Below are 23,572 nucleotides of genomic sequence, written 5' to 3' on the forward strand. Positions count from 1 at the left end.
GAGTTTTAGTAGATTATAATATAATATTAGGATGATGTTAAATAAGTTAGATTTTTTCTTAAAAGATAATAATATATTTCTAAGTGGTTCTGCTGGAGTTGGTAAATCATTCTTAACTACAGAACTTGTTAAATTATATAGAAAACAAGGTAGAATTGTTGTTGTATTAGGTTCTACTGGATTAAGTGCATTTAATATAGGAGGAGTTACTTTACATGGTTTTTTTGCCTTTAAAAGATGTCAAAATTATGATGAATTGTATTATGAAGATCGAAAACAAAGAAATAAGTTAGAAAAATTAAAAAGAATTTTAAAACAATGTGATTTATTAATTATTGATGAAATTTCTATGATAAGTGCATCTTTGATGGAAATGATTTATTATAGATTAACAAGAAGTGACTTTAGTGGTAAAATTTTATTAGTCGGTGATTTTTTTCAACTTCCACCTGTAATAAACTACAAAGAGAATCAAAACACTTTATTTCAAAATACTCTATATGCTTTTTCTTCTCAAGCTTGGAATGATTTAAAATTTGTCAATTTAAAGCTTAGTATTACTAAAAGAACTTTAGATAAACAATTTTATGAATATTTATTTTTTCTTAGAATTGGCAAAGTAAATCAAGAAATACTAAGTTTTTTTAAAAAAATGTTAATTTATCCAAAAGATTTGCTTGAGTATATGGACGAATATACCCTATTGTGTGCTACAAATAAAAAAGCTAATTGTATAAATGCTAAAAAATTAAATCTTTTGCAAGGTAAAGAAAAAATATTTAAATCAAGAATGGAAAAATTAGATTATACTTTAGATGATAAAATTTATGAGCAGTGGATTAAAGGATTAAATTCTTTAGAGGAGTTAAAATTAAAAATAGGTTCTAAGATTATTTTTTGTGTAAATAATAAAGAGGAAAATTATTACAATGGAGAACAAGGAATTATTTTAGATTTTATAAAAGATAAAGAGCAAGAATATATTCTGATAGAGAAAAATAATGGTGAAAGATTGAAATTAAAACCATATGAATATACCTTAGAAGAGTATGAGTTAGACAAAGATGAAAAACTAGAAGTTAAGATAAAAGCTAAATTTGTTCAATTTCCTATAAAACTAGCTTATGCTATAACAATCCATAAATCTCAAGGTATGAGTATAGATAAGCTTATATGTGATATTGATGGAATTTTTGAAAAAGGACAATTATATGTATGTTTATCAAGGGCCATTAATCCTTGTAATTTAAAAATCATATATAATTATAAAATGCCTTTTGAGGATTATTTTTTAAGAATTTTAAAAACCGATAAAGAAGTGAAAAAATTTTATTTACAAGAAAAATTTATAGATTTAGAAGAAGATGAGGAGATAATATGAAGTGGATTATAGTTTTGCTTTTAATGTTTTTTAATATCCATGCTAGTTCCTTGAGTATAGAAAATTTTAGAACTGATTTATATTCAAAGGTTGGAAACAATACTTTAAAAAAAATTGAAATGAATTTAGATTTTGAAGGAGAAAATTTAGATCAAAAGAAAATTATAGATGCTTTAAATACCATTGTATCTAGTTATTTTTATGAAGATTTGTTTACAGAAGTTGGTAAAAATAATTTTAAAGAAACCTTGCTTAAATTTAGTAATAAAAAATATAAAACTCAAATTAAAAATATTTATATTTTAAAAATTAATTCGGTAGCTAAGTTTGACTTGGAAGAATTTAAGCGTTTTATAAATGATTTGGAAAAAAAAGATGACAATACAATAAAAACTATCAAACAAAAGGAAATTCAAGATAATTCCAAAGTTGCAAAAAATACGGATCAAAATAATACTCAATCAAAAGATATAAATACCGATCAAATAAACAACAATGATAAAGATGATAATAAAAGTTTTAATCAAGATACTAACACAAGTAAAGAGGCTATGGATATGATTTTAAAAACCATGGAAAAAACTCAAATGCAAATGTTAGCTCCAAGTAAAGAACAACAAGATTTGTTTAATGAAATACCATTTTGATTATTGAATAATATCAAAATGGCTTGGGATTTTTGGTATAAAAATATTTTCGTTGATATTTTGATCAAATTTCTGATTATAAAAATAAATACTAACTAAGTTTCCTAACTCATCTTTATAAGAAATATTACTAAGATTATCATTTTTTAGTTTGATATTATATGTGATATTTTCGTATTTTGCTTCATAATTTTCATGAGATATTAATTTTGCATTTTTAAAAATTTCTTGAAGATTTGGTAAATTTTGCAATTGAGTATAAATAGCTTGTTCTAACTCAGGCTCTATGATAATAACTTCTTTGTGATTGATATAAATTTGTTTTTTATTTGGTTTAGTATAATTCCAAAAGGCTTTATTTTGAGTAATGATAAAATTTCCTTTATAATTTAGTGAAGAATTATTGCTTTGCACCTTTTGTTCAAAATCACTACTAAAATTTTTAAAATTTATATCAAAAGCAAAAATACTACAAGCAAATAACATTAAAAATATAAAATATCTCATAATTATCCTTTAAAAATTTTGTAAATTATATAAAATTTATCCAAACAAAACTTTTTATATAGTTCTAATTAAATTCAAGGTATAATCTAGCATATATTTTTGTAATTAAAGGTAAAAAAATGTTTTCTAGTGTATTTAAAGCAATATTTGGCACAAAAAATGATCGAGAAGTAAAAAAATATTTAAAGAGGGTTGCACAAATTAATGCTTTAGAATCAAAATACCAAAATTTAAGCGATGATGAATTAAAACAAGTATTTATAGAATTTAAAACACAAATTCAAAAAGAAGAACAAACTTTAGACCAAATATTGAATGATGTTTTTGCGATAGTTAGAGAAGTAGGAAAAAGAACTCTTAATATGCGTCATTTTGATGTGCAATTAATTGGTGGTATGGTTTTACATGATGGAAAAATTGCTGAAATGAAAACTGGGGAAGGTAAAACCTTGGTTGCAACTTTACCTGTTGTATTAAATGCTATGAGTGGTAAGGGTGTGCATGTGGTTACCGTAAATGATTATTTGGCTAAAAGAGATGCAGAGCAAATGAGTGCTATTTATAATTTTTTAGGTTTTAGTGTAGGTGTGATACTTTCAGAACAAAATAGTGATGAGGCACATAAAAAAGCTTATGAGTGTGATATAACTTATGGTACAAATAATGAATTTGGCTTTGATTATTTACGCGATAACATGAAATTTTCAAAGCTTGAAAAAGTACAAAGAGAGCATAATTTTGTTATAGTTGATGAAGTGGATAGTATTTTAATAGATGAAGCAAGAACTCCGCTTATTATAAGTGGGCCTACAAATAGAACTTTAGACGGCTATGTTAAAGCAAATGAAGTAGCAAAACAAATGCAAAAAGGCCAAGCAGCTACTACTCCTCAAGAATTGCCAAGTGGTGATTTTGTTGTTGATGAGAAAAATAGAACTATTATGATTACAGAGGCTGGAATTTCTAAGGCTGAAAAATTATTTGGAGTAGAAAATTTATATAGCTTAGATAATGCAATATTGGCCCATCAGCTTGATCAGGCTTTAAAAGCGCATAATTTATTTGAAAAAGATGTGCATTATGTATTAAGAGATAAAGAAGTTGTAATTGTTGATGAATTCACGGGAAGATTAAGTGAAGGAAGACGCTTTAGTGATGGTTTACACCAAGCATTAGAAGCTAAAGAAGGGGTAAAAATTCAGGAAGAAAGTCAAACTTTAGCAGATATTACTTTCCAAAATTATTTTAGAATGTATAAAAAGTTAGCAGGCATGACAGGTACTGCACAAACTGAGGCAACGGAATTTTCTCAAATTTATAATTTAGATGTAGTTTCTATACCTACAAATATACCAATTGTAAGAATAGATAAAGATGATTTGATTTATAAAACTCAAGAAGAAAAATTTAAAGCAGTTATTGAAGAGATAAAAAAAGCAAATGCAAAGGGTCAGCCAGTTTTAGTGGGAACTGCAAGTATTGAAAGAAGTGAAGTATTTCATAATATGCTTGTAAAAGAACGCATTCCTCATCATGTGCTTAATGCTAAAAATCACGAGCAAGAAGCTTTGATTATCCAAGATGCAGGTAAAAAAGGTGCAGTGACTATAGCTACTAATATGGCAGGTCGTGGGGTTGATATAAAAATAGATGATGAAATAAGAGCTTTAGGCGGGCTTTATATTATAGGAACTGAGCGTCATGAAAGCAGAAGAATAGATAATCAACTTCGTGGTCGTGCAGGGCGTCAAGGTGATCCTGGTGTAAGTAGATTTTACTTAAGTTTAGAGGATAATCTTTTGAGAATTTTTGGTGGTGATCGCATAAAAAATATCATGGAAAGATTGGGTATAGAAGAGGGCGAGCATATAGAAAGTCGTATTGTTACAAGAGCTGTTGAGAATGCGCAAAAAAAAGTTGAAAGCTTGCATTTTGAGAGCAGAAAACATTTGCTTGAATATGATGATGTGGCAAATGAACAAAGAAAGACTATTTATAATTATAGAAATGAATTGTTAGATGAAGAATTTGACTTGCAAGATAAAATTTTAAAAAATATTGCCGAGTATAGTAATCACTTAGTAAGCCAAATTTATCTAAATGCAGAACTTGAAGATGATATTAAGCATTTTGAAAGCTTAAAGCAAAAAGTAAATTATGAGTGTAATCTTGAGCTTAGCGAAGCTGATTTTAAAGATTTAGGTGTAATTGAAGCAGAAAATAAATTAAGTGAAATTTTAGAAAAAGCTTACAAAGATAAAATGAATATTATTGAAGATAAGGAAGCTAGAAGAATTGAAAGAATTCTATATCTTCAAATTTTGGATAATCTATGGAGAGAGCATTTATATCAAATGGATATTTTGAAAACTGGTATAGGTTTAAGAAGTTATAATCAAAAAGATCCTTTAGTAGAATATAAAAAAGAAAGTTATAATCTTTTCATGGAGCTTGTTGAGCGTGTTAAATTTGATAGTTTGAAATTACTATTTAATGTAGTTTTCACTCAAAAAGAAGCACAAAATTTTGAAGAAAAAAGCCACGAACAAAACGAGCAGTTTTTAGCTAATACCACAGAAAGTGGTGTTGATGAAAATGGTGAAGCACAAATTACTAAAGTACCTAGAAATTCACCTTGTCCTTGCGGTAGTGGTAAAAAATATAAAGAATGTCATGGTAAAAGTGGTCCTAAAAAGGGTATTTTAGCTTAAGGTTTGAAATGAATTTAGTTATAGTTGAAGATGATATAAATATGAGAAAATCACTCGAAATTGCTTTGAGTGAGTATGAAGAATTTGCTATAAAATCTTATAAATCAGCAACTGAAGCTTTAAAAAAACTAAATGATGATGTTGATTTGATTATTACAGATATTAATATGCCGGGTATGGATGGTATTGAATTTGTGCAAGCTTGTGAGAATAAATATGATTTTATTATTATTACAGGTAATGCAACGCTAAATCGTGCCATAGAAGCAGTAAGACTTGGAGTAAAAGATTTTCTAGTAAAACCATTTGATATTAATACTTTAGTAACTGCGATAAAACGCGCAAAAATAATTCAAGAAAAGACTTCTAAAAAAACAAACAAAAAGATTATCAAAAAAGAAGAAAATCAAGATTTTTATGGCACTTCTAAAGCTTTGGAAGATTGTTTAAAATTGGCTACTAAGGCTGCTAAGACAGATGCAAGTGTGCTTTTTTTTGGAGAAAGTGGGGTAGGTAAAGAAGTTTTTGCAAATTTTGTGCATAAAAATTCAAAAAGAGCACAAAAACCTTTTGTGGCTATTAATATGGCAGCAATTCCATCAAATTTGATAGAAAGTGAGCTTTTTGGTTTTGAAAAAGGTGCATTTACCGATGCTAATACTACTAAAATAGGGTTGTTTGAGCTTGCTAATGAAGGCACTTTGTTTTTAGATGAAATAGGTGAAATGCCTTATGAAATTCAAGCAAAATTATTAAGAGCCTTGCAAGAAAAAGAAATTACAAGATTAGGAAGTACTAAAAGTATAAAGATTGATGTAAGAATTATTAGTGCAACTAATGCTCATATAGAAAAAAAGATTACAGATAATGAATTCAGACAAGATTTATATTATAGGCTTAATACTATTCCTATTAATATACCACCACTAAGAGAGCGTCAAGAAGAAATTTTGCAAATTGCACAAAAGGTATTACTTGATACATGTAAAGAATACGATTTTAATGAAAAAACTTTAAGTCAAGAAGCACAAGGTGCTTTGCTAGCTTATGATTTTCCAGGTAATATTAGAGAATTGATTTCTATTATACAAAGAGCTTGTATTTTAAGTGAAAATGATGAGATTAGCGCTCAAGATTTATTTTTAGAAAGTAGAAAAAGTAAAGATATTAAAAATCTTGAAAAAGAATTGATTTTAGAAGCTTTAAAAAATTCGCAAGATATTGCAGAAGCAGCTAAGCTTATAGGGATGAGTGAAAAAATTTTTAGTGAAAAAATGAAAAAATACAATATTACTTAAAAAGGATGGATGATGAAAAAAATAGCCATTGTAGGTGCAACAGGAGCGGTTGGCGAAGAACTTTTAAATGTTTTAGATGAGCTTGATTTCCCGGTTGAAAGTATTTTACCATTAGCAAGCGCAAAAAGTGCAGGTAGTGAAGTAGAATTTAGAGGAAAAAGTTATAAAGTAAAAGAATTAACTCCAAATGTTTTTAAAGAAAATCCTGTAGATATTGCTTTTTTTAGTGCCGGAGGAAACATAAGTGCTGAGTATGCAAAATACGCAGTAGAGTGTGGTGCTGTAGTGATTGATAATACTAGTCATTTTAGAATGGATGAAAATGTTCCTTTGGTAGTTCCTGAATGCAATAGCGAAGATATTAAAGATTGGGAAAAAACAGGAATTATTGCTAATCCAAATTGCTCTACTATACAAATGGTACATGTTTTAAAACCACTTGATGATGTATTTAATCTAAAAAGGGTAGATGTAAGTACTTATCAAGCAGCAAGTGGTGCAGGTAAAGAAGGTATGGAAGAATTAGTTCAAGGAATGCAAAGTTTTTTTGCTTTTAAATTAGATGAATTTGAGGCAAAAACTTTTCCATATACCTTAGCTTTAAATTTAATTCCTCAAATTGATGTTTTTAGTGAAAATGGCTACACTAAAGAAGAATTAAAAATGGTAAATGAAACGCAAAAAATATTGCATAAAAAACTTGAAATTTCAGCAACTTGCGTAAGAGTTCCTGTGCTTAGAAGTCATAGTGAAGCTATTACTATGCATTTTGAAAAAGATGTTGATGTTGTTAAGGTTAGAGAGATACTTTCTAAAGCACCAAGTGTTGTTGTGATTGATGATATAGAAAATAAAAAATATCCTATGCCACTTTTTACAAGCGATACTAATGAAACTTATGTAGGAAGAATTAGACGTGATATTAATTATAAAAATATTTTACACTTATGGTGCGTGGCTGATCAAATTCGTGTAGGAGCTGCTACAAATGCAGTGCGTATTGCGCAAAAATGGTTAGAATTGGTTTAAAAAGGAGAAAAATGTTAGAAAGATTTTTTGAAAATTTATTAGTTAAAAGTCGTTTAGTCACTATTTTGCCTGTAATTTTTGGCCTTATAGGAGCTTTTGTTTTATTTTTTATTGCAAGTTATGATGTGATTAAAGTTTTAAAATATGTATTTGAGTATTTTATGTTGCCTAATTCTACGGTAGATTTGCATGAGGATATTGTTGGTTTGATTATAGGGGCTGTAGATTTATATTTAATGGCTTTAGTTTTATTTATATTTTCTTTTGGAATTTATGAACTTTTTATTAGTGAAATAGAAGAATTTAAACAAACTAAACAGTCAAAAGTTTTAGAAGTGCACAGTTTAGATCAACTAAAAGATAAGCTTGCAAAAGTTATTATTATGGTTTTAGTCGTAAATTTTTTCCAAAGAATTTTGCAAATGCAACTAAATACGGTTTTGGATATGACTTATCTTGCAGGTTCTATTTTAGCTCTTTGTATAGGACTTTATTTTTTACACAAAAGTGATCATTAAAATAAGGAATAAAAATGATTTTTATTGATGCATGTTTTAAAAAGTCAACCCCTTATACTCCAGTTTGGATGATGCGCCAAGCAGGAAGATATTTACCTGAATATATGCAGGTTAGAGCAAGTGCTGGAGATTTTTTATCACTTTGTAAAGATTATAAAAAAGCGAGTGAAGTTACCTTACAACCAGTAGATATTTTGGGTGTTGATGCAGCTATTATTTTTTCAGATATTTTGGTAGTACCTTTAGAAATGGGTATGGATTTAAAATTTGAAAAAGGCGAGGGCCCTATATTTTCAAATCCTATTAAAACAAAAGAAGAATTGGAAAGATTAGATGTTGAAAAAAGCATTAAAAATCTTTCTTACGTTTATGATGCACTAGCATTTACTAGAGAAAAACTTACACAAGATAAAGCTTTGATTGGTTTTTGTGGAAGTCCTTGGACTATTGCTACTTATATGATAGAGGGTGGTAGTAGTAAAAATTATGCAAAGTGTAAAAAATTAGTCTATCAAAATCCTGAATTTTTACATCAAATTTTATCTAAACTTACTTTTGTTTTAAAGTATTATATTCAAGAGCAAATTAGAGCAGGTGCTAATGCTATACAGATATTTGATAGTTGGGCAAGTGCTTTAGAAAAAGAAATGTTTTTTGAGTTTTCTTTTAAATATATGCTTGAAATTGCTGATTTTATAAAGGAAAAATATCCGCATATTCCTGTGATTTTATTTCCTAAAGGGGTAAGTGGGTTCTTAGATGATATAAATGGAAATTTTGATGTCTTTGGAGTAGATTGGAGTACCCCTTTAGAGCTGGCTAAGGAAAAACTAGGCGCTAAATATACTTTGCAGGGTAATATGGAGCCTTGTAGACTCTATGATAAAAAAGCTATTGAACAAGGTGTGGATAAAATTTTAAATATTATGCAAGATAGTGCACATATTTTTAATCTCGGACATGGAATTTTACCTGATATTCCTGTTGATAATGCTAAATATTTTATCAAGCTAGTTCAAGAGAAATCTAAAAAGTGAGTAAAATAACTTTTGGGCCTATAAGTTCAAGAAGATTTGGACTTTCATTGGGAATTGATTTAAGTCCAAATCAAAAACAATGTAATTTTGACTGCGTTTATTGTGAATTACAAGCTGCAAAACCTTTGGAAAAATCTTTAATTTATCCTAAAATAAAAAATATTATCGATGAAGTACAAAGTGTATTTAAAAGTAATGTGCAATTTGACTTTTTAACATTAACTGCAAATGGTGAGCCTACTTTATATCCTCATTTAAAAGAATTAGTTTATGAGTTAAATAAAATAAAACAAGATAAAAAACTCTTAATCCTAAGCAATGGTAGTGGAGTTTTAAATTCGGATATTTTTGATGCTTTAATGTATATTGATGTGGTTAAATTTAGTCTTGATAGTGCAATGGAAAAAACTTTTTATAGAGTTGATAGGGCTTTAAAGCAAATAAAACTTGAAACAATGATAGAACAAATGATCGCCTTTAGAGAGAAATTTTTGGGTGAGCTTGTTATGGAAGTTTTAATTGTCAAGGGATTGAATGATAACAAAGATGAGATGTTGGCTTTAAACGAAGCATTTGACAAGATAAGACCATCAAGAGTGGATTTTAGCACTATAGATAGACCGCCTGCGTATCCTGTTAAAGGTATATCTTTGGAAAAGTTGGAAGAATTAAGTATGTATATTACTAGTGTGCCTGTTGTGCTTGCTAAACATTATTACAAAGGTGAAAAAATTGATTTTAATATCCAAGAGCTCTTGAAGATGCTGCAGCTTAGAGCACAAAGTGAATTTGACATAGAAAACAAATTTAGTCAGCATAGTAAAGATATATTAGAAAAATTAATTAAAGAACGAAAAATTGTTGTAGAAAATTTAGCAGGAGTAAAATTTTACAAAAAAGCGTAATTTTTTATAAAAAATCTTGACAAAAAAGTTTTTTTCTTATATAATATCATTTCTTATTTATTGATGTTCCGGATTAGCTCAGCGGTAGAGTAGTCGGCTGTTAACCGATTGGTCGTAGGTTCGAATCCTACATCCGGAGCCACTTCATAAAGTTAACATCATGTATATTTTATAATAATCTAATTTATAATTTATAATTATATTTTTTGATAGTTAATTAGTATTTTCTTATTTTATGAAAATACTAATTTTTAATATCAAAAGTAAAAAATTTACTTTCAAAATTATTTCCTACTTTTTCATATTGAAACATAGCAGGTTCTAAATTTTGGACTTCATGATATAATAGTCCTAGTGCAAGTCTTGCTTCTAAGGTTTCTTCATTTTCTAATTTTGCAAGCTCTAGTAAAGCTATGGCTGAATTTGGATTATTAGAACCTATCGCTGCTACTGCGGCTAAAAATAAAGTTTGTGCATCTTTGATTTTATAATCATCTATTAAGATATTGTAAAGTGTATATGCTTCTTGGTATTCTTTAGCAAAAATATCAACATAAGCTAGAGCAAAAATCAGTCCGATGGAATTTTTATTACTCATAGCAAGTCTTTTTTTTATGTCATTTCTAACATGATTTAACAAGCCGGTAATTTGCATAAGTGTCACATAGCTGTCTTTAACTATACCAGCTCCACCAAATAAAGAATTATAATCAAGCTTGGTTGTTAAAAAATACATTTGTGCTTGTTTGGCATACTCTTTAATATCAAGATTTGTGTTTTTAGAATTAAAATATAAAATATTGCTAATAATATCCTCACCGAGCAAATCTTTTAATTCTTTTATTTTTTGATTTCTTAAAATCTCAAGATTATTGCCATTAGCAGCTACTATAGCAAACATTAATTCTAAAGGAGTATTTTTGCTATTTGAAAGGTTATCTAAATAAGGAATCATAGCAGTAAAGTCACTTTTAACTAGATGTAGTAAATATTTATAGATATTATGATTTTGATCGATATTATTATCTGCTTGTAAATTTTCCAAAAGTTCATTAGCAAGTTTGGTATAATCTTTTTTTACTAAATCCATGCAATATATGGCAAAAATACCTGCAATATAATTTTTTGGATTTAAATGATAAGCAGTTGAAAAATGTTTATATGCATTATTATAATCTTGCAGTTGTGCATAAGTTAAAGCAAGATTATAATGAATTACATCGTGAGCATGATAAATTTCACTTAAATTTTTAAATTCTTGATTTGCTTCTCTTAGATGAAAATTAAAAGCTAGATTGATAGCATGAGATAATTCCACATTAACGCCTGATAAAGCTTTGCTTTTAACAAGCAATTCATTTTCATACTCATACCCTTGTATGAAATTTCCCAAATCAGCTTTTGTGATGAGCTCCATGCTTTGTTTTATATCAAAAACGCGATAAGGTGAAAAATAAAAAAGTAAATCATAAATTTGTTGTTTTCCTGTGATTAAACTTTTGGCAAAATGTTGCTGCGCTATATCAATATTTGAAAAATTTCTTTTTAGTCTTGTTTTTATGTTATAGTATTTTGAGCCAATAGCTCTATCTTTTACATATAAAGTTTTTAAAATTTGTGCACCATTGTCAAATTGACCTGTTTTTAATTCTACTAAAGCTAGAGCCATTTTGCTTCTTATGGCTTGATTTTCTATTTTTGATGCTTTTTCAAGATATTCTTTAGCTTTTTTATACTCTCCTAGTTTTGCATATAATAAACCTAAGGGTAAGCTTGCTTCATAATCTTGTTGCTTTTGCAAAAGATTAATGGCGTTTTGGTCAGATTTTAATAATGCGTAAATTTTTGCCCCAAGGTAATAAGACTCCCCTTGATAGCTGTTGATATTACTTGAACGCATGAACATTTGTAAAGCCTCTGGATAAAATCCTTGATAGTAATTAATTAATCCTAGATAATAATCATACAAAGAAGATTTAGAATCTTGTGGTAAATGTACTCTTGCTAAATCAAGATAATATTTAAATTTCTCTTTATCGCCTAGATTAAAATAACACACAGCTATATTAATAGCTGCTGCAACTTTGTGTTCTTCTAATTCTAAAGATTGTTTGAAATTCTCAACAGCACTAATATAATCTTTTTGTTTCATTTGAGCTACACCAAGATTATAACTAGATAAAGATTGATTGAAAATATTAATATTATTATAAAGCTCTAAAGCACTTTCTATATCACCTTTTTCATATAATAAATTTGCCTTTTGCACTACAAGATCTAAAGCAGATTGTTTCACCTTTGTGATACTTGTACTAACATTATCTTCTAAAATTGGATTATTTGTGATTACTTTTTTATCTTCTTTAAAAACAAGAAGTAAAACTAAAATAATAAATAAAATTAGAGCAAGAGCACCAAGTGTTGAAATCAAAATAAGAAATTTTTTATCAAAAAGCTTTTTCTTTTCTTCAGGTTGTGATGCTTGAGGTTCTTCCTCTACTCTTTGAAAAGTACTTTCTTCTTCCTCTAATTCAGGAGGTATTGTGCCAGGAGGGATAGTTTGTTCTTCCACTCCTGGATTTTCATCAATCTCTGAAAAAGCTTTTTCTTGATTATCTTGTTCTTTAGGTGTTACTTCTTCGGCCATGTTTTCTCTTAAAAGTATTTTCTTAATACATCAGGAATTCTTATATTTCCATCTTTTTCTTGATAATTTTCCATAATAGCTACTAAGGTTCTACCAACAGCTAGCGAAGAACCATTAAGTGTGTGAACTAATTCATTTTTGCCCTTATCGTTTTTAAAACGGATCTTTGCACGTCTTGCTTGAAAATCTTTACAATTTGACACAGAGCTAATTTCACGGTATTTGTTTTGCGATGGAAGCCATACTTCTAAGTCTACTGTTTTCGCAGCAGAAAAGCCCAAATCTCCCGTGCAAAGCATTAAATGCCTATGTGCTAGACCCAAAGAGCTTAGTAAATCACTGGCGCAATTTAACATTTCTTCAAACATCAATTCACTTTGATCAGGCTTACATATACTAACAAGCTCTACTTTTTCAAATTGATGTTGCCTTATAATACCTCTTGTATCTCTACCCGCGCTCCCTGCTTCTTGTCTAAAACAAGCACTATAGCAGGTCATTTTTAAGGGTAGTTCTTCTTGAGTTAAAATTTCATTAGAATAAAGATTAGTTACAGGAATTTCAGAAGTTGAGATGAGATATAAATCATCATTTTCTACCTTATACATATCATCTTTAAATTTAGGAAGCTGTCCTGTGCCATACATGGTCGCGCTATTTACTAAAAATGGTACATTGACTAGCTCAAAACCTCTACTTCTATTAAAATCAATCATATAATTTACCAAGGCTCTACTTAGTAAAGCTCCTTCATTTTTAAGTACACAGAAACGACTTTGTGAGATTTTAACCCCTCTTGTAAAATCAAGCCAGTTTAATTTTTCTCCTAAATCATGATGTTCTTTGATTTCAAAATCAAAACTAGGAGGTGTTAGAACTTTTTTTAATTCTACATTTTCATCTTCATCTTCTCCAAAAGGCACGCAATCATCAGGGGTATTTGGTATTGCTAGGGCAATTTGTTCTAGTTTTTCTTCTAGCGTGCTAACGATTTTTGACTGAGTATTGATTTTTTCTTTATTTTGGCTTAGTTGTGCTTTTAAGCTTTCTTTATCTTGTGCTGTTGCAAGCTCTTTACTAAATTTATTTTGAAAAGCTTGAAATTCTTCTAAAAGTGCTTTTTCTTTTTTTAAATTTATAAATAAGTCGCTAAGTTCTTTGAGTAAATTTTCATCTACTTTTTTAGCTTTTAGTTTTTGCGCAATTTCATCAAAATTATTTTGCAAAAGTTTTAAATCTAACATTCTAACTCCTTTTATAGTCCTATTTTAGCATAAATTTTTTCCATTGTTTCTCGGGCTTGTTTTTTTGCTTTGCTTGCTCCAAATTCTAAAATCTCATCGATTTTAGAAGGATTAGCTAGTAATTTTTCATATTCTTCCTTAGCCGAGGCAAAATACTCACTAATGATTTCATTTAAATACATTTTAAAATGCCCATAACCTTCGCCACCTTTTTCATAACGACTTTTTAAAGTTTCTTGTTTTGTTTTGTCTAAAAACAATTTTGCGATTTTAAATACATTACAATTTTGCCAATCTTTTGGATCTTCTAAAGCTGTACTATCTGTGATAATGGAAGAAATTTGTTTTTTAATAGCTTTTGGTGTATTAAAAATATCGATTGTGTTTTGATAAGACTTGCTCATTTTAGCTCCATCAGTACCAGGTACTACTGCAACTTCATCATTAACTTTAGCTTGAGGTAGGGTAAAAATTTCACCCCATTCATTATTTACTTTTAAGGCTATATCTCTTGCTATTTCAACATGCTGAATTTGATCTTTACCTACAGGAACTATTTGAGCATTAAAAAGTAAAATATCTGCAGCCATTAAAACAGGGTAAGAAAAAAGCCCATGGTTGGCATTTAAACCTTTGGCAATTTTATCTTTATAGCTATGTGCTCTTTCTAAAAGTCCCATTGGGGTAAATTGAGAAAGAATCCAATAAAGCTCCATCACTTCTTTTACATCACTTTGTAACCAAAATACGCTTTTTTGTGGATCAATTCCTAAACTTAAAAAAGCTGCCGCAGCTTTGAGTGAATTTTGTTTAAGTTTTTCTCCATTAAAATTTGAAGTCATAGCATGATAGTTTGCTATAAACATATACATTTGATTTTCTTCTTGCATATTTAGCATTTGTTTTATAGAGCCAAAATAATTTCCTATATGTAAATCCCCACTTGGCTGTAATCCTGTAATAATTCTCATTTTACCTCTTTTTTGATTTCTTTAATTATTTCTTGGATATTTTTGTTTTCAATGTTTATAATGATATTTGCTTTTTTTTCATATTTTTTAATTCTTTGATCAAATAGTATTTTAGCATTGTTTGTGTTTGAAAATAAGGGTCTTGTGGCCAATTCTTCTTTATTTAGTCTTTTCAAGAGATAATCAAAACTTGCTTTTAAGTAAACGATAGTACCAATATTTTTTATTTTTTTTTGTTCTATGAAGCCACCACCGCTTGCAATAGAACAATTTTGCACATAAGTTAAAAACGAAACAAGTTTTTTTTCTTCTTTGCGAAATTTTTTTTCTCCATATGTTTTAAAAAATTCACTAATTTCAAGATTAAATTTTTCTTTGATTAAAACATCTGTATCTAAAAAGAATTTATCATATTTTTTTGCATAAGCCCTTGCTATAGTTGTTTTACCACAGCCCATAAATCCTACAAAAAGGAGGTTAGTTTTCTTGCTCATCTTTGCTACCTTTTTTTCTTGAAGCTAAAATTAAAGGTACACCTTCAAAGTTAAATTGTTTTCTAATTTGATTTTGTAAATATCGTTTATAACTAAAATGTAAAGCTTTTGGTCTATTCATAATTAGAGCTATTTTTGGAGGTGCTAAGTCGTATTGAACTGCATAATAAATTTTCACTAATTTGCCATAATCATGTGGTAGTGGGTGGGCTCTTGTGGCTTCTTCTACCAAAGCATTTAATTTTGCTGTTGGAATTTTTTGGGTGAAATTTGCAAAAACTTCTAAAATTTTATCCAAAAGCACATGTATTCTTTTTCCACTTAAAGCTGATACGCTTACAACAGGTGCATAAGCTAGGAATTTAAAACGATCTAGTTTTAATTCTTTTAAAGTTTTATCAAAATCAAGTTCGCTTTTATCCCATTTATTAAGTACGATAATCACACCTAAGCAATGTTTAGCAGCAAGCCCTGCGATACGCTCATCAAGTTCGTTAAAACCTTCAGCTGCGTCAAGTACTAAAAGTGCAATTTGAGCATTGGCTAGGGCATATTCAGTTCTATTAAGTGCATAACGCTCTAAACCCTGTATTTTCCCGCGTTTTCTAATACCCGCAGTATCTACAAATTCGATGATTTTATCTTTATGCATAATGCTTTCATTAACAGGATCAATTGTAGTGCCTGCTATATCGCTTACCACGCTACGTTCTTCTTTTACTAAAGCATTTAAAAGACTTGATTTTCCTACATTAACCCTGCCGATAATTCCCACTTTAATATGATTTTCATTAATAGTTTTTAGCTTAAAATCTCCGCTATTTTCATCAAAATTTTCTAAATAACTTTCAAAGTCTTCTTCTTCATCTGCATTTAAATAACTTTCATCTAAAAACTTACTAGCCCACATACAAAGCTCATCAATGCCTATATTATGTGTTACAGAGATATTAAAAACTTCTTTTACTCCAAAATTAGAAAATTCCCAAGATCTTTCCTCGTCTTTTTTGTTATCGACTTTATTGATTACTAAAGCTATGGGTTTGTTGAGTTTTTTCATTTCATAAAAAAAAGCTTTATCTTCATCATCAGGTAAAAATTTTCCATCCACCATATAAAAGATAATATCACTATTTTTAGCAGCTTTAAGCGAATTTGCTTTGACATTTTTAAAAAGCTCATTACTCTCATCAAGCCCGCCGCTATCTATCAATAAAGCTTTTTTGCCATCAATTTCTACTTCTATTTTATTAATATCTCTTGTAGTTCCACTTATGTCACTAGTTATTGCAATGTGCTTTCTTGCAAGTCTATTAAAAAGACTTGATTTGCCAACATTTGGTTTTCCTATTAAAATAATACTTTGCATTAATACTCATTTTTTAAATTTTTATTTGTGATTATATAAAAATTGCCTTAAAATTAAGCAAAAAAGACTAAAATAACAGGAATTTTATATGGAATTTATATGTTAAGAATAGTTAAAAAGAATTTAGGTATATATTTTATGATTATTGCTTCTATAGAATTTGCATTTGTAGGTGCTTGTGCAAAAATTCTTAGTGAAGAATTATCATCGATTGAAATTATGTTTTTTAGAAATATTATAGGCACAGCTTTTATGCTTTATGCGCTTTCAAAATTAAATTTTCATAAAAGTGGCGGACATCTTGGACTGCTTATTTTTAGAGGTATTATAGGAACGATTGCTTTATATCTTTTCTTTTATAATGTTTCTAATATTTCATTAGGTGGGGCTTTTGCTTTTCAAAAAACAGCACCTATTTTTATAGCTTTGATTGCTTTTTTATTTTTTAAAGAAAGTTTAGGATTAAAAGCTTGTTTTGGGATTTTGATTGCTTTTATAGGAGTATTATTAATCTGTCAGCCTTTTGCAGATAGCACTACGCATTCAGGTTTTGATTTAAAAAATAGTATTTTAGGAATTTTAAGCGGTTTTTGTGCAGCCTTGGCGCTAACTAGCGTAAGAGAGCTTAGAAAATCATACCCAGCGCCATTTATAGCTTTATCTTTTGTTTTAATTGGTACTTTGATGCCTTTAATGTCTATGATTGTAGGTTCTTTTTATGAAATAAAAGAGCTTGATTTTTTAATTGCTCCTTTTGTTATGCCTAGTCTTAAAGCTTGGATTTTTATTGTTTTGATGGGAATTTTTGGAGCAATGTATCAAATTCATGTTACTAAAGCTTATGGGGTAGCAAAAAAGGCAGGAGTTGTTGCGGGAGTTAGCTATATAGATGTAGTTTTTACTTTATTTTTGGGCATATTATTAGGAGATAAATTTCCTAGCTTAATGGTTTTTATAGGAATTTTTAGCATTATTTTAGGAGGAATTATTTTGGTTAGTAAGCAAACAAAAGGAAAGAAAAATGGAAAATAAAACAGATTTAATTTATGGTTTAGAAGATAGACCACCTTTTGCTAAGGCATTTTTTGCTGCATTAGTGCATTTAATGGCTATGTTTGTTGCTGTGATTACACCTGCTTTGTTAATTTGCAAAGGTCTTGGGATAGATGATACTAATACGGCTAGAATTATTTGTATGTCGCTTTTTGCTTCAGGTGTTGCTTCGCTTTTGCAGATTAAAACTTGGGGTCCTATAGGGAGTGGACTTTTATCTATTCAGGGGACTAGTTTTAACTTTGTTGCACCTATTATTTTAGGTGGGCTTGTTTTAAAAAATAATGGTTTATCGCAAGAAGCAATGCTTGGAGCCATTTTTGGCACTTTAATGCTTTGTTCTACTACTGAAATGATTATTTCACAAATTTTACCTTTTATTAGAAGAGTGATTTCGCCTTTGGTTTCAGGTATAGTTGTGATGATTATAGGTCTTAGTTTGATTAATGTTGGCCTTGTGAGTGCAGGAGGTGGATTTGCGGCTAAGGTAAGTGGTGAATTTGGTTCTTTGCAAAATTTATTATTAGCTGGAGTTGTGATTTTAAGTATTATTGTTTTAAATCGTTTTAATAATGCTTATATAAGAATTTCTTCTTTATTTATAGCTATGATAATAGGGCTTTTAGTAGCTATGACTTTTGAAAATTTTAGTTTTAATTTTAATGAAAATTTACCTTTAGTGTTTTTACCCGATCCTTTACATTATGGTTTGAGTATTGATTATAATCTTATTTTACCTTTGATTTTAGTTTTTATGGTAACTTCTTTAGAAACTATCGGCGATATTAGTGCTACTAGTGAAGTTTCAAATCAGCCAGTTAAAGGCGAACTTTATGCAAAAAGATTAAAAGGCGGGGTTTTGGCTAATGGTTTTAATTCCTTTGTTTCAGCCTTTTTTAATACTTTTCCAAATTCATGTTTTGGGCAAAATAATGGCGTTATAGCTTTAACAGGTGTTGCAAGTCGATATGTTGGATTTATTGTAGCTTTTATGTTGATGATTTTGGGTTTATTTCCTATTGTGGCTGATATTACTTTACAAATTCCAGAGCCTATTTTAGGTGGAGCAACTTTAGTAATGTTTGGTACTATAGCTGCAACGGGAGTTAGGATTATTTCTAAGGAAAATCTAAATCGTCGTTCTATTATCATCATAGCTATGAGTTTGGGTATAGGGCTTGGAGTTTCTAATAATCCTGATATTTTAGAATTTATGCCAATGTGGTTTAAAACTTTATTTTCTTCAGGGATTGCAGCAGGTGGGATTACGGCTATTATTTTAAATTGCGTTTTTCCGCTTGAAGAAAATGAAAAAAATAAAGTAAAATAATAAAAATAAGGAAAAATAATGAAAAAAATGATACTAATAGCAGGTCCTTGTGTAATAGAAAATGAAGAACTTGTTTTTAAAGTTGCACAAGAGCTTGAATGCTTTTTAAAAGATGATAGAATTGATTTTTATTTTAAATCAAGTTTTGATAAAGCAAATAGAACTAGTATTAATAGTTTTAGAGGACCAGGTCTTGAAAAAGGCTTGGAAATTTTGCAAAAAGTGAAAGATAAATTTGGCATGCAAATTCTTACTGATATTCATGAGAGTTCTCAAGCGAGTGTTGCGGCTGAGGTTGTAGATGTTTTACAAATTCCTGCCTTTTTATGCAGGCAAACTGATTTATTAGTAGCTGCTGCTAAAACAAAAGCCAAAGTAAATGTAAAAAAAGGGCAATTTTTAAACCCTGAAGATATTAAATACAGTGTAGCTAAAATTTTACAAACTAGAGGCATTAATGAAGAAGGTTTTGAAATAGCCAAAGAAAATGGAGTTTTTGTAGCTGAGAGGGGTTCGAGTTTTGGCTATGGAAATTTGGTTGTAGATATGAGAAGTTTGGTTATCATGAGAAAATATGCTCCGGTTATTTTTGATGCTACTCATAGTGTGCAAATGCCAGGAGCAAATGGTGGCAGTAGTGGAGGCAAAAGTGAATTTGTAGAGCCATTAGCAAGAGCTGCTGCTAGTGTAGGCGTAGATGGATTTTTCTTTGAAACGCACATTGATCCTTGCAAAGCTTTATGCGATGGACCAAATATGCTTGATCTTTCAAGACTTAAAAACTGCGTAAATACGCTTTTAAAAATTCAAGAAATCATTTAAAAAAGGAAAATTATGAAGATAATAGAGGGAAATTTAAGTTTAAAAGGTGATGAGAAAATTGCGATTATCAATGCAAGATTTAATCATATCATCACAGATCGTTTAGTTGAAGGTGCTAAAGATGCTTTTTTAAGACATGGGGGCAAGGAAGAAAACTTAAGTCTTATCTTAGTGCCAGGTGCTTTTGAAATTCCTTTTGCATTAAAACAAGCTTGTGAGAGTAAAAAATTTGATGGAATTTGTTGTGTTGGAGCAGTAATTCGTGGAAGTACACCACATTTTGATTATGTAGCAGCTGAAACTACCAAAGGTATAGCAAGTGTAGGGCTTGGAGCTAATGTGCCTGTGAGTTTTGGAGTTTTAACAACTGATACCTTAGAGCAAGCCATAGAAAGAGCAGGTAGTAAAGCAGGTAATAAGGGTTTTGAAGCTATGCTTACTGTGGTTGAAATGCTTAATTTAATCCAAAAAATTAAGGCTTAAAATGGCTACTAGACACCAAGTAAGACAAAGTATAGTTTCTTTGCTTTATGCAGCACAGTTAAATCAAGAAAATAAAGATTTTATCAATGAATTTTTGGATGAGAAAAAAATTCGCAATGACCAAAGAAAATTCACTCTAGATTTATATAATGGTATTAATGAGCAACTTACTTTGCTTGATGAGAAAATCAATGAGTGTTTAAAAGAGCACAAATTAGATGGAGTAGCTAGTATAGAAAAGGCCATTTTGCGTTTGGGTACTTATGAGATTTTATTTACTTCTACACAAAAAGCGATTATCATTAATGAGGCTATAGAGCTTGCAAAAGAAATGGCAGGAGATAATGCTCCTAAATTTATCAACGGGGTGTTGGATAAAATCAACAAGGAAAAGCAATGAAACTTTGTGTGGCTTTTGATGTGTCAAGTTATGATGAGTGTATTAGTTTGGCTAAAGAATTAAAAGGTTTAGATCTTTGGGTTAAAATAGGGCTTAGATCATATTTAAGAGATGGAGCAAAGCTTTTAGAGGCGATTAAAAAAGTGGATGATTTTAAAATCTTTTTAGATTTAAAGCTTTATGATATACCAAATACCATGGCAGATGCTTGCGAAGAGCTTGCTAAACTTGATGTGGATATGTTTAATATCCACGCAAGTGCAGGTAAAAGTGCTATGTGTATGATTATGGAGCGTTTAAGTGCTTTAAGCAAAAGACCTTTGGTGCTTGCTGTATCTGCTTTAACTAGTTTTGATGAGCAAGAATTTTTTAGTATATATAGACAAAATATCAAACAAGCCGTTAAGGAATTTTCTAAAATTAGCTATGAAAGCGGTCTTGATGGTATGGTTTGTTCGGTATATGAGAGCTTATTGATTAAAGAAAATACAAATACAAATTTTATTACACTAACTCCTGGAATTCGTCCTTTTAAAGAAAATTTAGATGATCAAAAAAGAGTAGCTGATATACAGTGTGCTAAGGATAATCTGTCAGATTTTATCGTGGTTGGAAGACCTATTTATAAGGCAAAAGAACCTAGAATGGTTTGTGAGAATATATTAGAGCATTTAAAATAAGCCTAGAGGCTTATTTTAAATAAATTTTCATTTTCTTATTTTCTAAAATAATTCCATCATCATCACTAATAATTTGAAATTCTCCATTAAAATATCTTAAGAAGTCGTTTTCAAATTTCATAGATTCTTGATCGCAAAGCATTTTTGTCGAAGCAAGATTATCTTCTATTTTGATACTACTTCCTTGATCTTTATAGTTTCCAAAAAATCTATTACATCCTGATACACCAAAAACTCTTTTATCTTTATTATCAAAACTAATGCTTGCTTTAGTATTTTGAGGAAGTTCATGATTTTTTCCATTAGCTTCATAAGAACTTATAGTAAATTCTTTATTTTGTAAATCATCAACACTTAAATTTGCCACAGAACACCCACTAAAAATAGCTAAGCTCGCTATACTTAATGTGATTATTTTTTTCATTTTTATACTCCTTTGATTTATACATGAAAATGTTTTAATTCATCCTCTAAATTTTGACAAACTATATTTAACTCATGAGCAACATCTAATAAAATTTTTGAAATTTCTTCATTTTTATCACTTAATTTTACCGTTTCTTGCATTTTATCAAGCAAAGATTGCAAAGTTTCTTGTGTGCTTGAAATTTTTTGCATGCAAGCATTTGCTAAATCTCTTGCATTTTCATTGCAAACTTTTACTTCATTGGTTCCTTCTACAAGTTCTTTTGCATCTTGATTTAAAGAGTTAATTTCGTTAGCATTGTGTTTTAACTCTTTAGAAACTTCATTGATACTATCTACCAATTGTTTGGTTACGATGGCAATATTTTTTAAAAATTCTTCTGAATTTTGAGCAAGATTTCTTACATCTTCAGCAATAACTGAAAAGCCGCGACCAAATTCTCCAGCACGCGCAGCTTCAATACCTGCATTTAAAGATAATAGATTGGTTTTATCAGCAATTTCTCCCATCATATCAGAAGCTTTTTTAATCTCTTCTGCTTGTTTTTCCATAACTTCTACTTTTTGAGATAATATATCTTCATTTTCAGCTACAACTTTTACCTTACCTACTACTTGATTTAATGAGTCAAGCATGGTGTTTAAAACTTCAAAAGATTTTGTATTGGCTTTATTTGCGTTATTTGAAAGTTCAGCAAGATCTTGTAATTCTGTATGAATTTGCTCACTTAAATGATAAGATTCATCAGTTTTTGTATGACCTTCTTTAGTTCTATTTGCTAGATCAAGTGCATTAGCATTTAAAAGTTTAGATTGTTTATCTACCATTTGAGAGTTTTTATTGGTAGAAACCACTGTATTTTGAATTTTTTCAATAAATTGGTTGATGTAGGTGCAAGCTTTACCTATTTCATCGGTGCTTTTTATATTAATTCTTGCGCGTAAATCTCCATCGCCGCTAGCTAGTTCTTTAGCGTGTTTTAAAAGATCTAAAACAGGATTACCTACAACTATTTTTAAAATATAAAGTACAGCAAAAACGGTAAAAAGCAAAGCAACGCTAAAGATTATAATATAAGTTCTAGCTGAACTTGCCAAATCATCATCTACATGTTTTAAATCATTGTACATATCCATAACACCCAAAACATCACCTTCTTTAGCATTAGCATGACAAGCAAGACAACCTTTATTGGCGATAAGTGGGCGTATAAGTCTTAGATAATGTCCTTGTTCGTTATTGATTTCAACAGCTTTAATTTCTGGCTTGTTAAATTGCTCGTTGATAATACTCTCATCACTTTTTGTAAAATGTTGTATTTCAAAGAGCTCAACTGTGCTTTTTGAAGGATAAATTTTAATATCTTTTATACCTTCTATTTCACCAGCATCTTTTATAGCTTGTTCTATAATAGCAGGATCGCCTAAATTCATTGCCATTCTTAATGTTTGAAAAACAGAAGTGCTTAAAGTATCTAAATGTGCACGGCTGATTCTATCTGTAGTTTGTTGAGAATCTTTTTGTAAGATAATCTGCATGATAATAAAACTAATTAGCAATGTAGAAATCATTGCTAAAGATATTTTTGCACCTATGCTTTTAAACATTTAAAACTCCTT

22 protein-coding genes and 1 tRNA gene are annotated in these 23,572 nt (G+C 29.4%); 15 read left to right on the plus strand and 8 right to left on the minus strand.

The annotated features are described in order from the left end of the window. The first annotated feature begins 34 nt into the window (after positions 1-34). Positions 35-1,381: an ATP-dependent DNA helicase gene (locus L8X97_RS00005; protein WP_263659317.1), complete on the plus strand. Its 1,347-nt coding sequence runs from the start codon at positions 35-37 to the stop codon at positions 1,379-1,381. Further along, the gene (locus tag L8X97_RS00010) at positions 1,378-2,028 is read left to right on the plus strand and encodes a flagellar basal body-associated FliL family protein (protein ID WP_263659318.1); all 651 of its coding nucleotides are present in this window, start codon (positions 1,378-1,380) and stop codon (positions 2,026-2,028) included. The genes L8X97_RS00005 and L8X97_RS00010 overlap by 4 nt, the downstream gene beginning before the upstream one ends. Here the strand turns inward: L8X97_RS00010 and lolA are convergent, their stop codons facing one another. Next, positions 2,029-2,535, minus strand: a complete 507-nt coding sequence (lolA, locus tag L8X97_RS00015) for a LolA-like outer membrane lipoprotein chaperone (protein WP_263659319.1) — start codon at positions 2,533-2,535, stop codon at positions 2,029-2,031. A gap of 119 nt (positions 2,536-2,654) precedes the next feature. Between lolA and secA the strand changes: the two genes are divergently transcribed. From secA to L8X97_RS00050, 7 genes are all read left to right on the plus strand, one after another. Further along, complete coding sequence (secA, locus tag L8X97_RS00020; RefSeq protein ID WP_263659320.1) at positions 2,655-5,246, plus strand: preprotein translocase subunit SecA; 2,592 nt, start codon at positions 2,655-2,657, stop codon at positions 5,244-5,246. A gap of 8 nt (positions 5,247-5,254) precedes the next feature. Then, positions 5,255-6,544 (plus strand): sigma-54-dependent transcriptional regulator, encoded by a 1,290-nt coding sequence (locus L8X97_RS00025; protein WP_263659321.1) that lies wholly within the window; start codon positions 5,255-5,257, stop codon positions 6,542-6,544. Positions 6,545-6,553: 9 nt separating this feature from the next. Continuing rightward, positions 6,554-7,573, plus strand: coding sequence for an aspartate-semialdehyde dehydrogenase (locus L8X97_RS00030; protein WP_263662348.1), 1,020 nt, complete (start codon positions 6,554-6,556; stop codon positions 7,571-7,573). Positions 7,574-7,584: 11 nt separating this feature from the next. Further along, the gene (locus tag L8X97_RS00035) at positions 7,585-8,091 is read left to right on the plus strand and encodes a YqhA family protein (RefSeq protein ID WP_087699510.1); all 507 of its coding nucleotides are present in this window, start codon (positions 7,585-7,587) and stop codon (positions 8,089-8,091) included. A gap of 14 nt (positions 8,092-8,105) precedes the next feature. Continuing rightward, positions 8,106-9,128: a uroporphyrinogen decarboxylase gene (gene hemE, locus L8X97_RS00040; protein ID WP_263660565.1), complete on the plus strand. Its 1,023-nt coding sequence runs from the start codon at positions 8,106-8,108 to the stop codon at positions 9,126-9,128. Next, positions 9,125-10,033: a radical SAM protein gene (locus tag L8X97_RS00045; RefSeq protein ID WP_263662349.1), complete on the plus strand. Its 909-nt coding sequence runs from the start codon at positions 9,125-9,127 to the stop codon at positions 10,031-10,033. The genes hemE and L8X97_RS00045 overlap by 4 nt, the downstream gene beginning before the upstream one ends. Positions 10,034-10,100: 67 nt before the next feature. Further along, positions 10,101-10,175, plus strand: a tRNA-Asn gene (locus L8X97_RS00050). A gap of 102 nt (positions 10,176-10,277) precedes the next feature. Here the strand turns inward: L8X97_RS00050 and L8X97_RS00055 are convergent. Genes L8X97_RS00055 through der form a run of 5 tightly spaced genes read right to left on the minus strand, consistent with a single transcriptional unit; the run spans position 10,278 to position 16,758 of the window. Beyond that, positions 10,278-12,680: a tetratricopeptide repeat protein gene (locus L8X97_RS00055; protein WP_263660567.1), complete on the minus strand. Its 2,403-nt coding sequence runs from the start codon at positions 12,678-12,680 to the stop codon at positions 10,278-10,280. Between the two features lie 8 nt (positions 12,681-12,688). Beyond that, a complete protein-coding gene (serS, locus tag L8X97_RS00060) occupies positions 12,689-13,924 on the minus strand; it encodes a serine--tRNA ligase (protein ID WP_263659326.1) in 1,236 nt (411 codons plus the stop codon). Between the two features lie 11 nt (positions 13,925-13,935). Then, the gene (gene trpS, locus L8X97_RS00065) at positions 13,936-14,895 is read right to left on the minus strand and encodes a tryptophan--tRNA ligase (protein ID WP_263662350.1); all 960 of its coding nucleotides are present in this window, start codon (positions 14,893-14,895) and stop codon (positions 13,936-13,938) included. Further along, positions 14,892-15,389 carry a shikimate kinase gene (locus L8X97_RS00070; protein WP_263662351.1) on the minus strand — a complete coding sequence of 166 codons (498 nt, stop codon included), beginning with the start codon at positions 15,387-15,389 and terminating at the stop codon, positions 14,892-14,894. The genes trpS and L8X97_RS00070 overlap by 4 nt, the downstream gene beginning before the upstream one ends. Next, entirely contained in the window at positions 15,373-16,758 is a 1,386-nt protein-coding gene (der, locus tag L8X97_RS00075) for a ribosome biogenesis GTPase Der (RefSeq protein ID WP_263662352.1), read from the minus strand. Before der ends, L8X97_RS00070 begins: the two co-directional genes overlap by 17 nt. Before the next feature lie 99 nt (positions 16,759-16,857). On the opposite strand from der, the gene L8X97_RS00080 reads away from it, so the two are divergent. Genes L8X97_RS00080 through pyrF form a run of 6 tightly spaced genes read left to right on the plus strand, consistent with a single transcriptional unit; the run spans position 16,858 to position 21,526 of the window. Further along, a complete protein-coding gene (locus L8X97_RS00080; RefSeq protein ID WP_263661579.1) occupies positions 16,858-17,790 on the plus strand; it encodes a DMT family transporter in 933 nt (310 codons plus the stop codon). Further along, positions 17,780-19,141, plus strand: a complete 1,362-nt coding sequence (locus L8X97_RS00085; RefSeq protein ID WP_263659331.1) for a uracil-xanthine permease family protein — start codon at positions 17,780-17,782, stop codon at positions 19,139-19,141. Before L8X97_RS00080 ends, L8X97_RS00085 begins: the two co-directional genes overlap by 11 nt. 18 nt (positions 19,142-19,159) lie before the next feature. After that, positions 19,160-19,963 (plus strand): 3-deoxy-8-phosphooctulonate synthase, encoded by an 804-nt coding sequence (kdsA, locus tag L8X97_RS00090; protein ID WP_263662353.1) that lies wholly within the window; start codon positions 19,160-19,162, stop codon positions 19,961-19,963. Between the two features lie 12 nt (positions 19,964-19,975). Next, on the plus strand, positions 19,976-20,446 hold the full coding sequence (gene ribE, locus L8X97_RS00095) for a 6,7-dimethyl-8-ribityllumazine synthase (protein ID WP_012661257.1): 471 nt from the start codon (positions 19,976-19,978) through the stop codon (positions 20,444-20,446). Position 20,447: 1 nt separating this feature from the next. Next, positions 20,448-20,846, plus strand: a complete 399-nt coding sequence (gene nusB, locus L8X97_RS00100; protein WP_133319322.1) for a transcription antitermination factor NusB — start codon at positions 20,448-20,450, stop codon at positions 20,844-20,846. Further along, a complete protein-coding gene (pyrF, locus tag L8X97_RS00105) occupies positions 20,843-21,526 on the plus strand; it encodes an orotidine-5'-phosphate decarboxylase (protein ID WP_263661577.1) in 684 nt (227 codons plus the stop codon). The genes nusB and pyrF overlap by 4 nt, the downstream gene beginning before the upstream one ends. Positions 21,527-21,536: 10 nt before the next feature. On the opposite strand, the gene L8X97_RS00110 is transcribed toward pyrF, so the two are convergent. Together L8X97_RS00110 and L8X97_RS00115 are read right to left on the minus strand one after the other, a co-directional pair. Continuing rightward, the gene (locus L8X97_RS00110) at positions 21,537-21,950 is read right to left on the minus strand and encodes an META domain-containing protein (protein ID WP_133319320.1); all 414 of its coding nucleotides are present in this window, start codon (positions 21,948-21,950) and stop codon (positions 21,537-21,539) included. Positions 21,951-21,967: 17 nt separating this feature from the next. Next, positions 21,968-23,560, minus strand: coding sequence for a methyl-accepting chemotaxis protein (locus L8X97_RS00115; RefSeq protein ID WP_263662354.1), 1,593 nt, complete (start codon positions 23,558-23,560; stop codon positions 21,968-21,970). Positions 23,561-23,572: the final 12 nt, after the last annotated feature.

This window comes from Campylobacter sp. CNRCH_2013_0671h, assembly GCF_025773055.1.
Lineage (GTDB): Bacteria > Campylobacterota > Campylobacteria > Campylobacterales > Campylobacteraceae > Campylobacter_D > Campylobacter_D lari_D.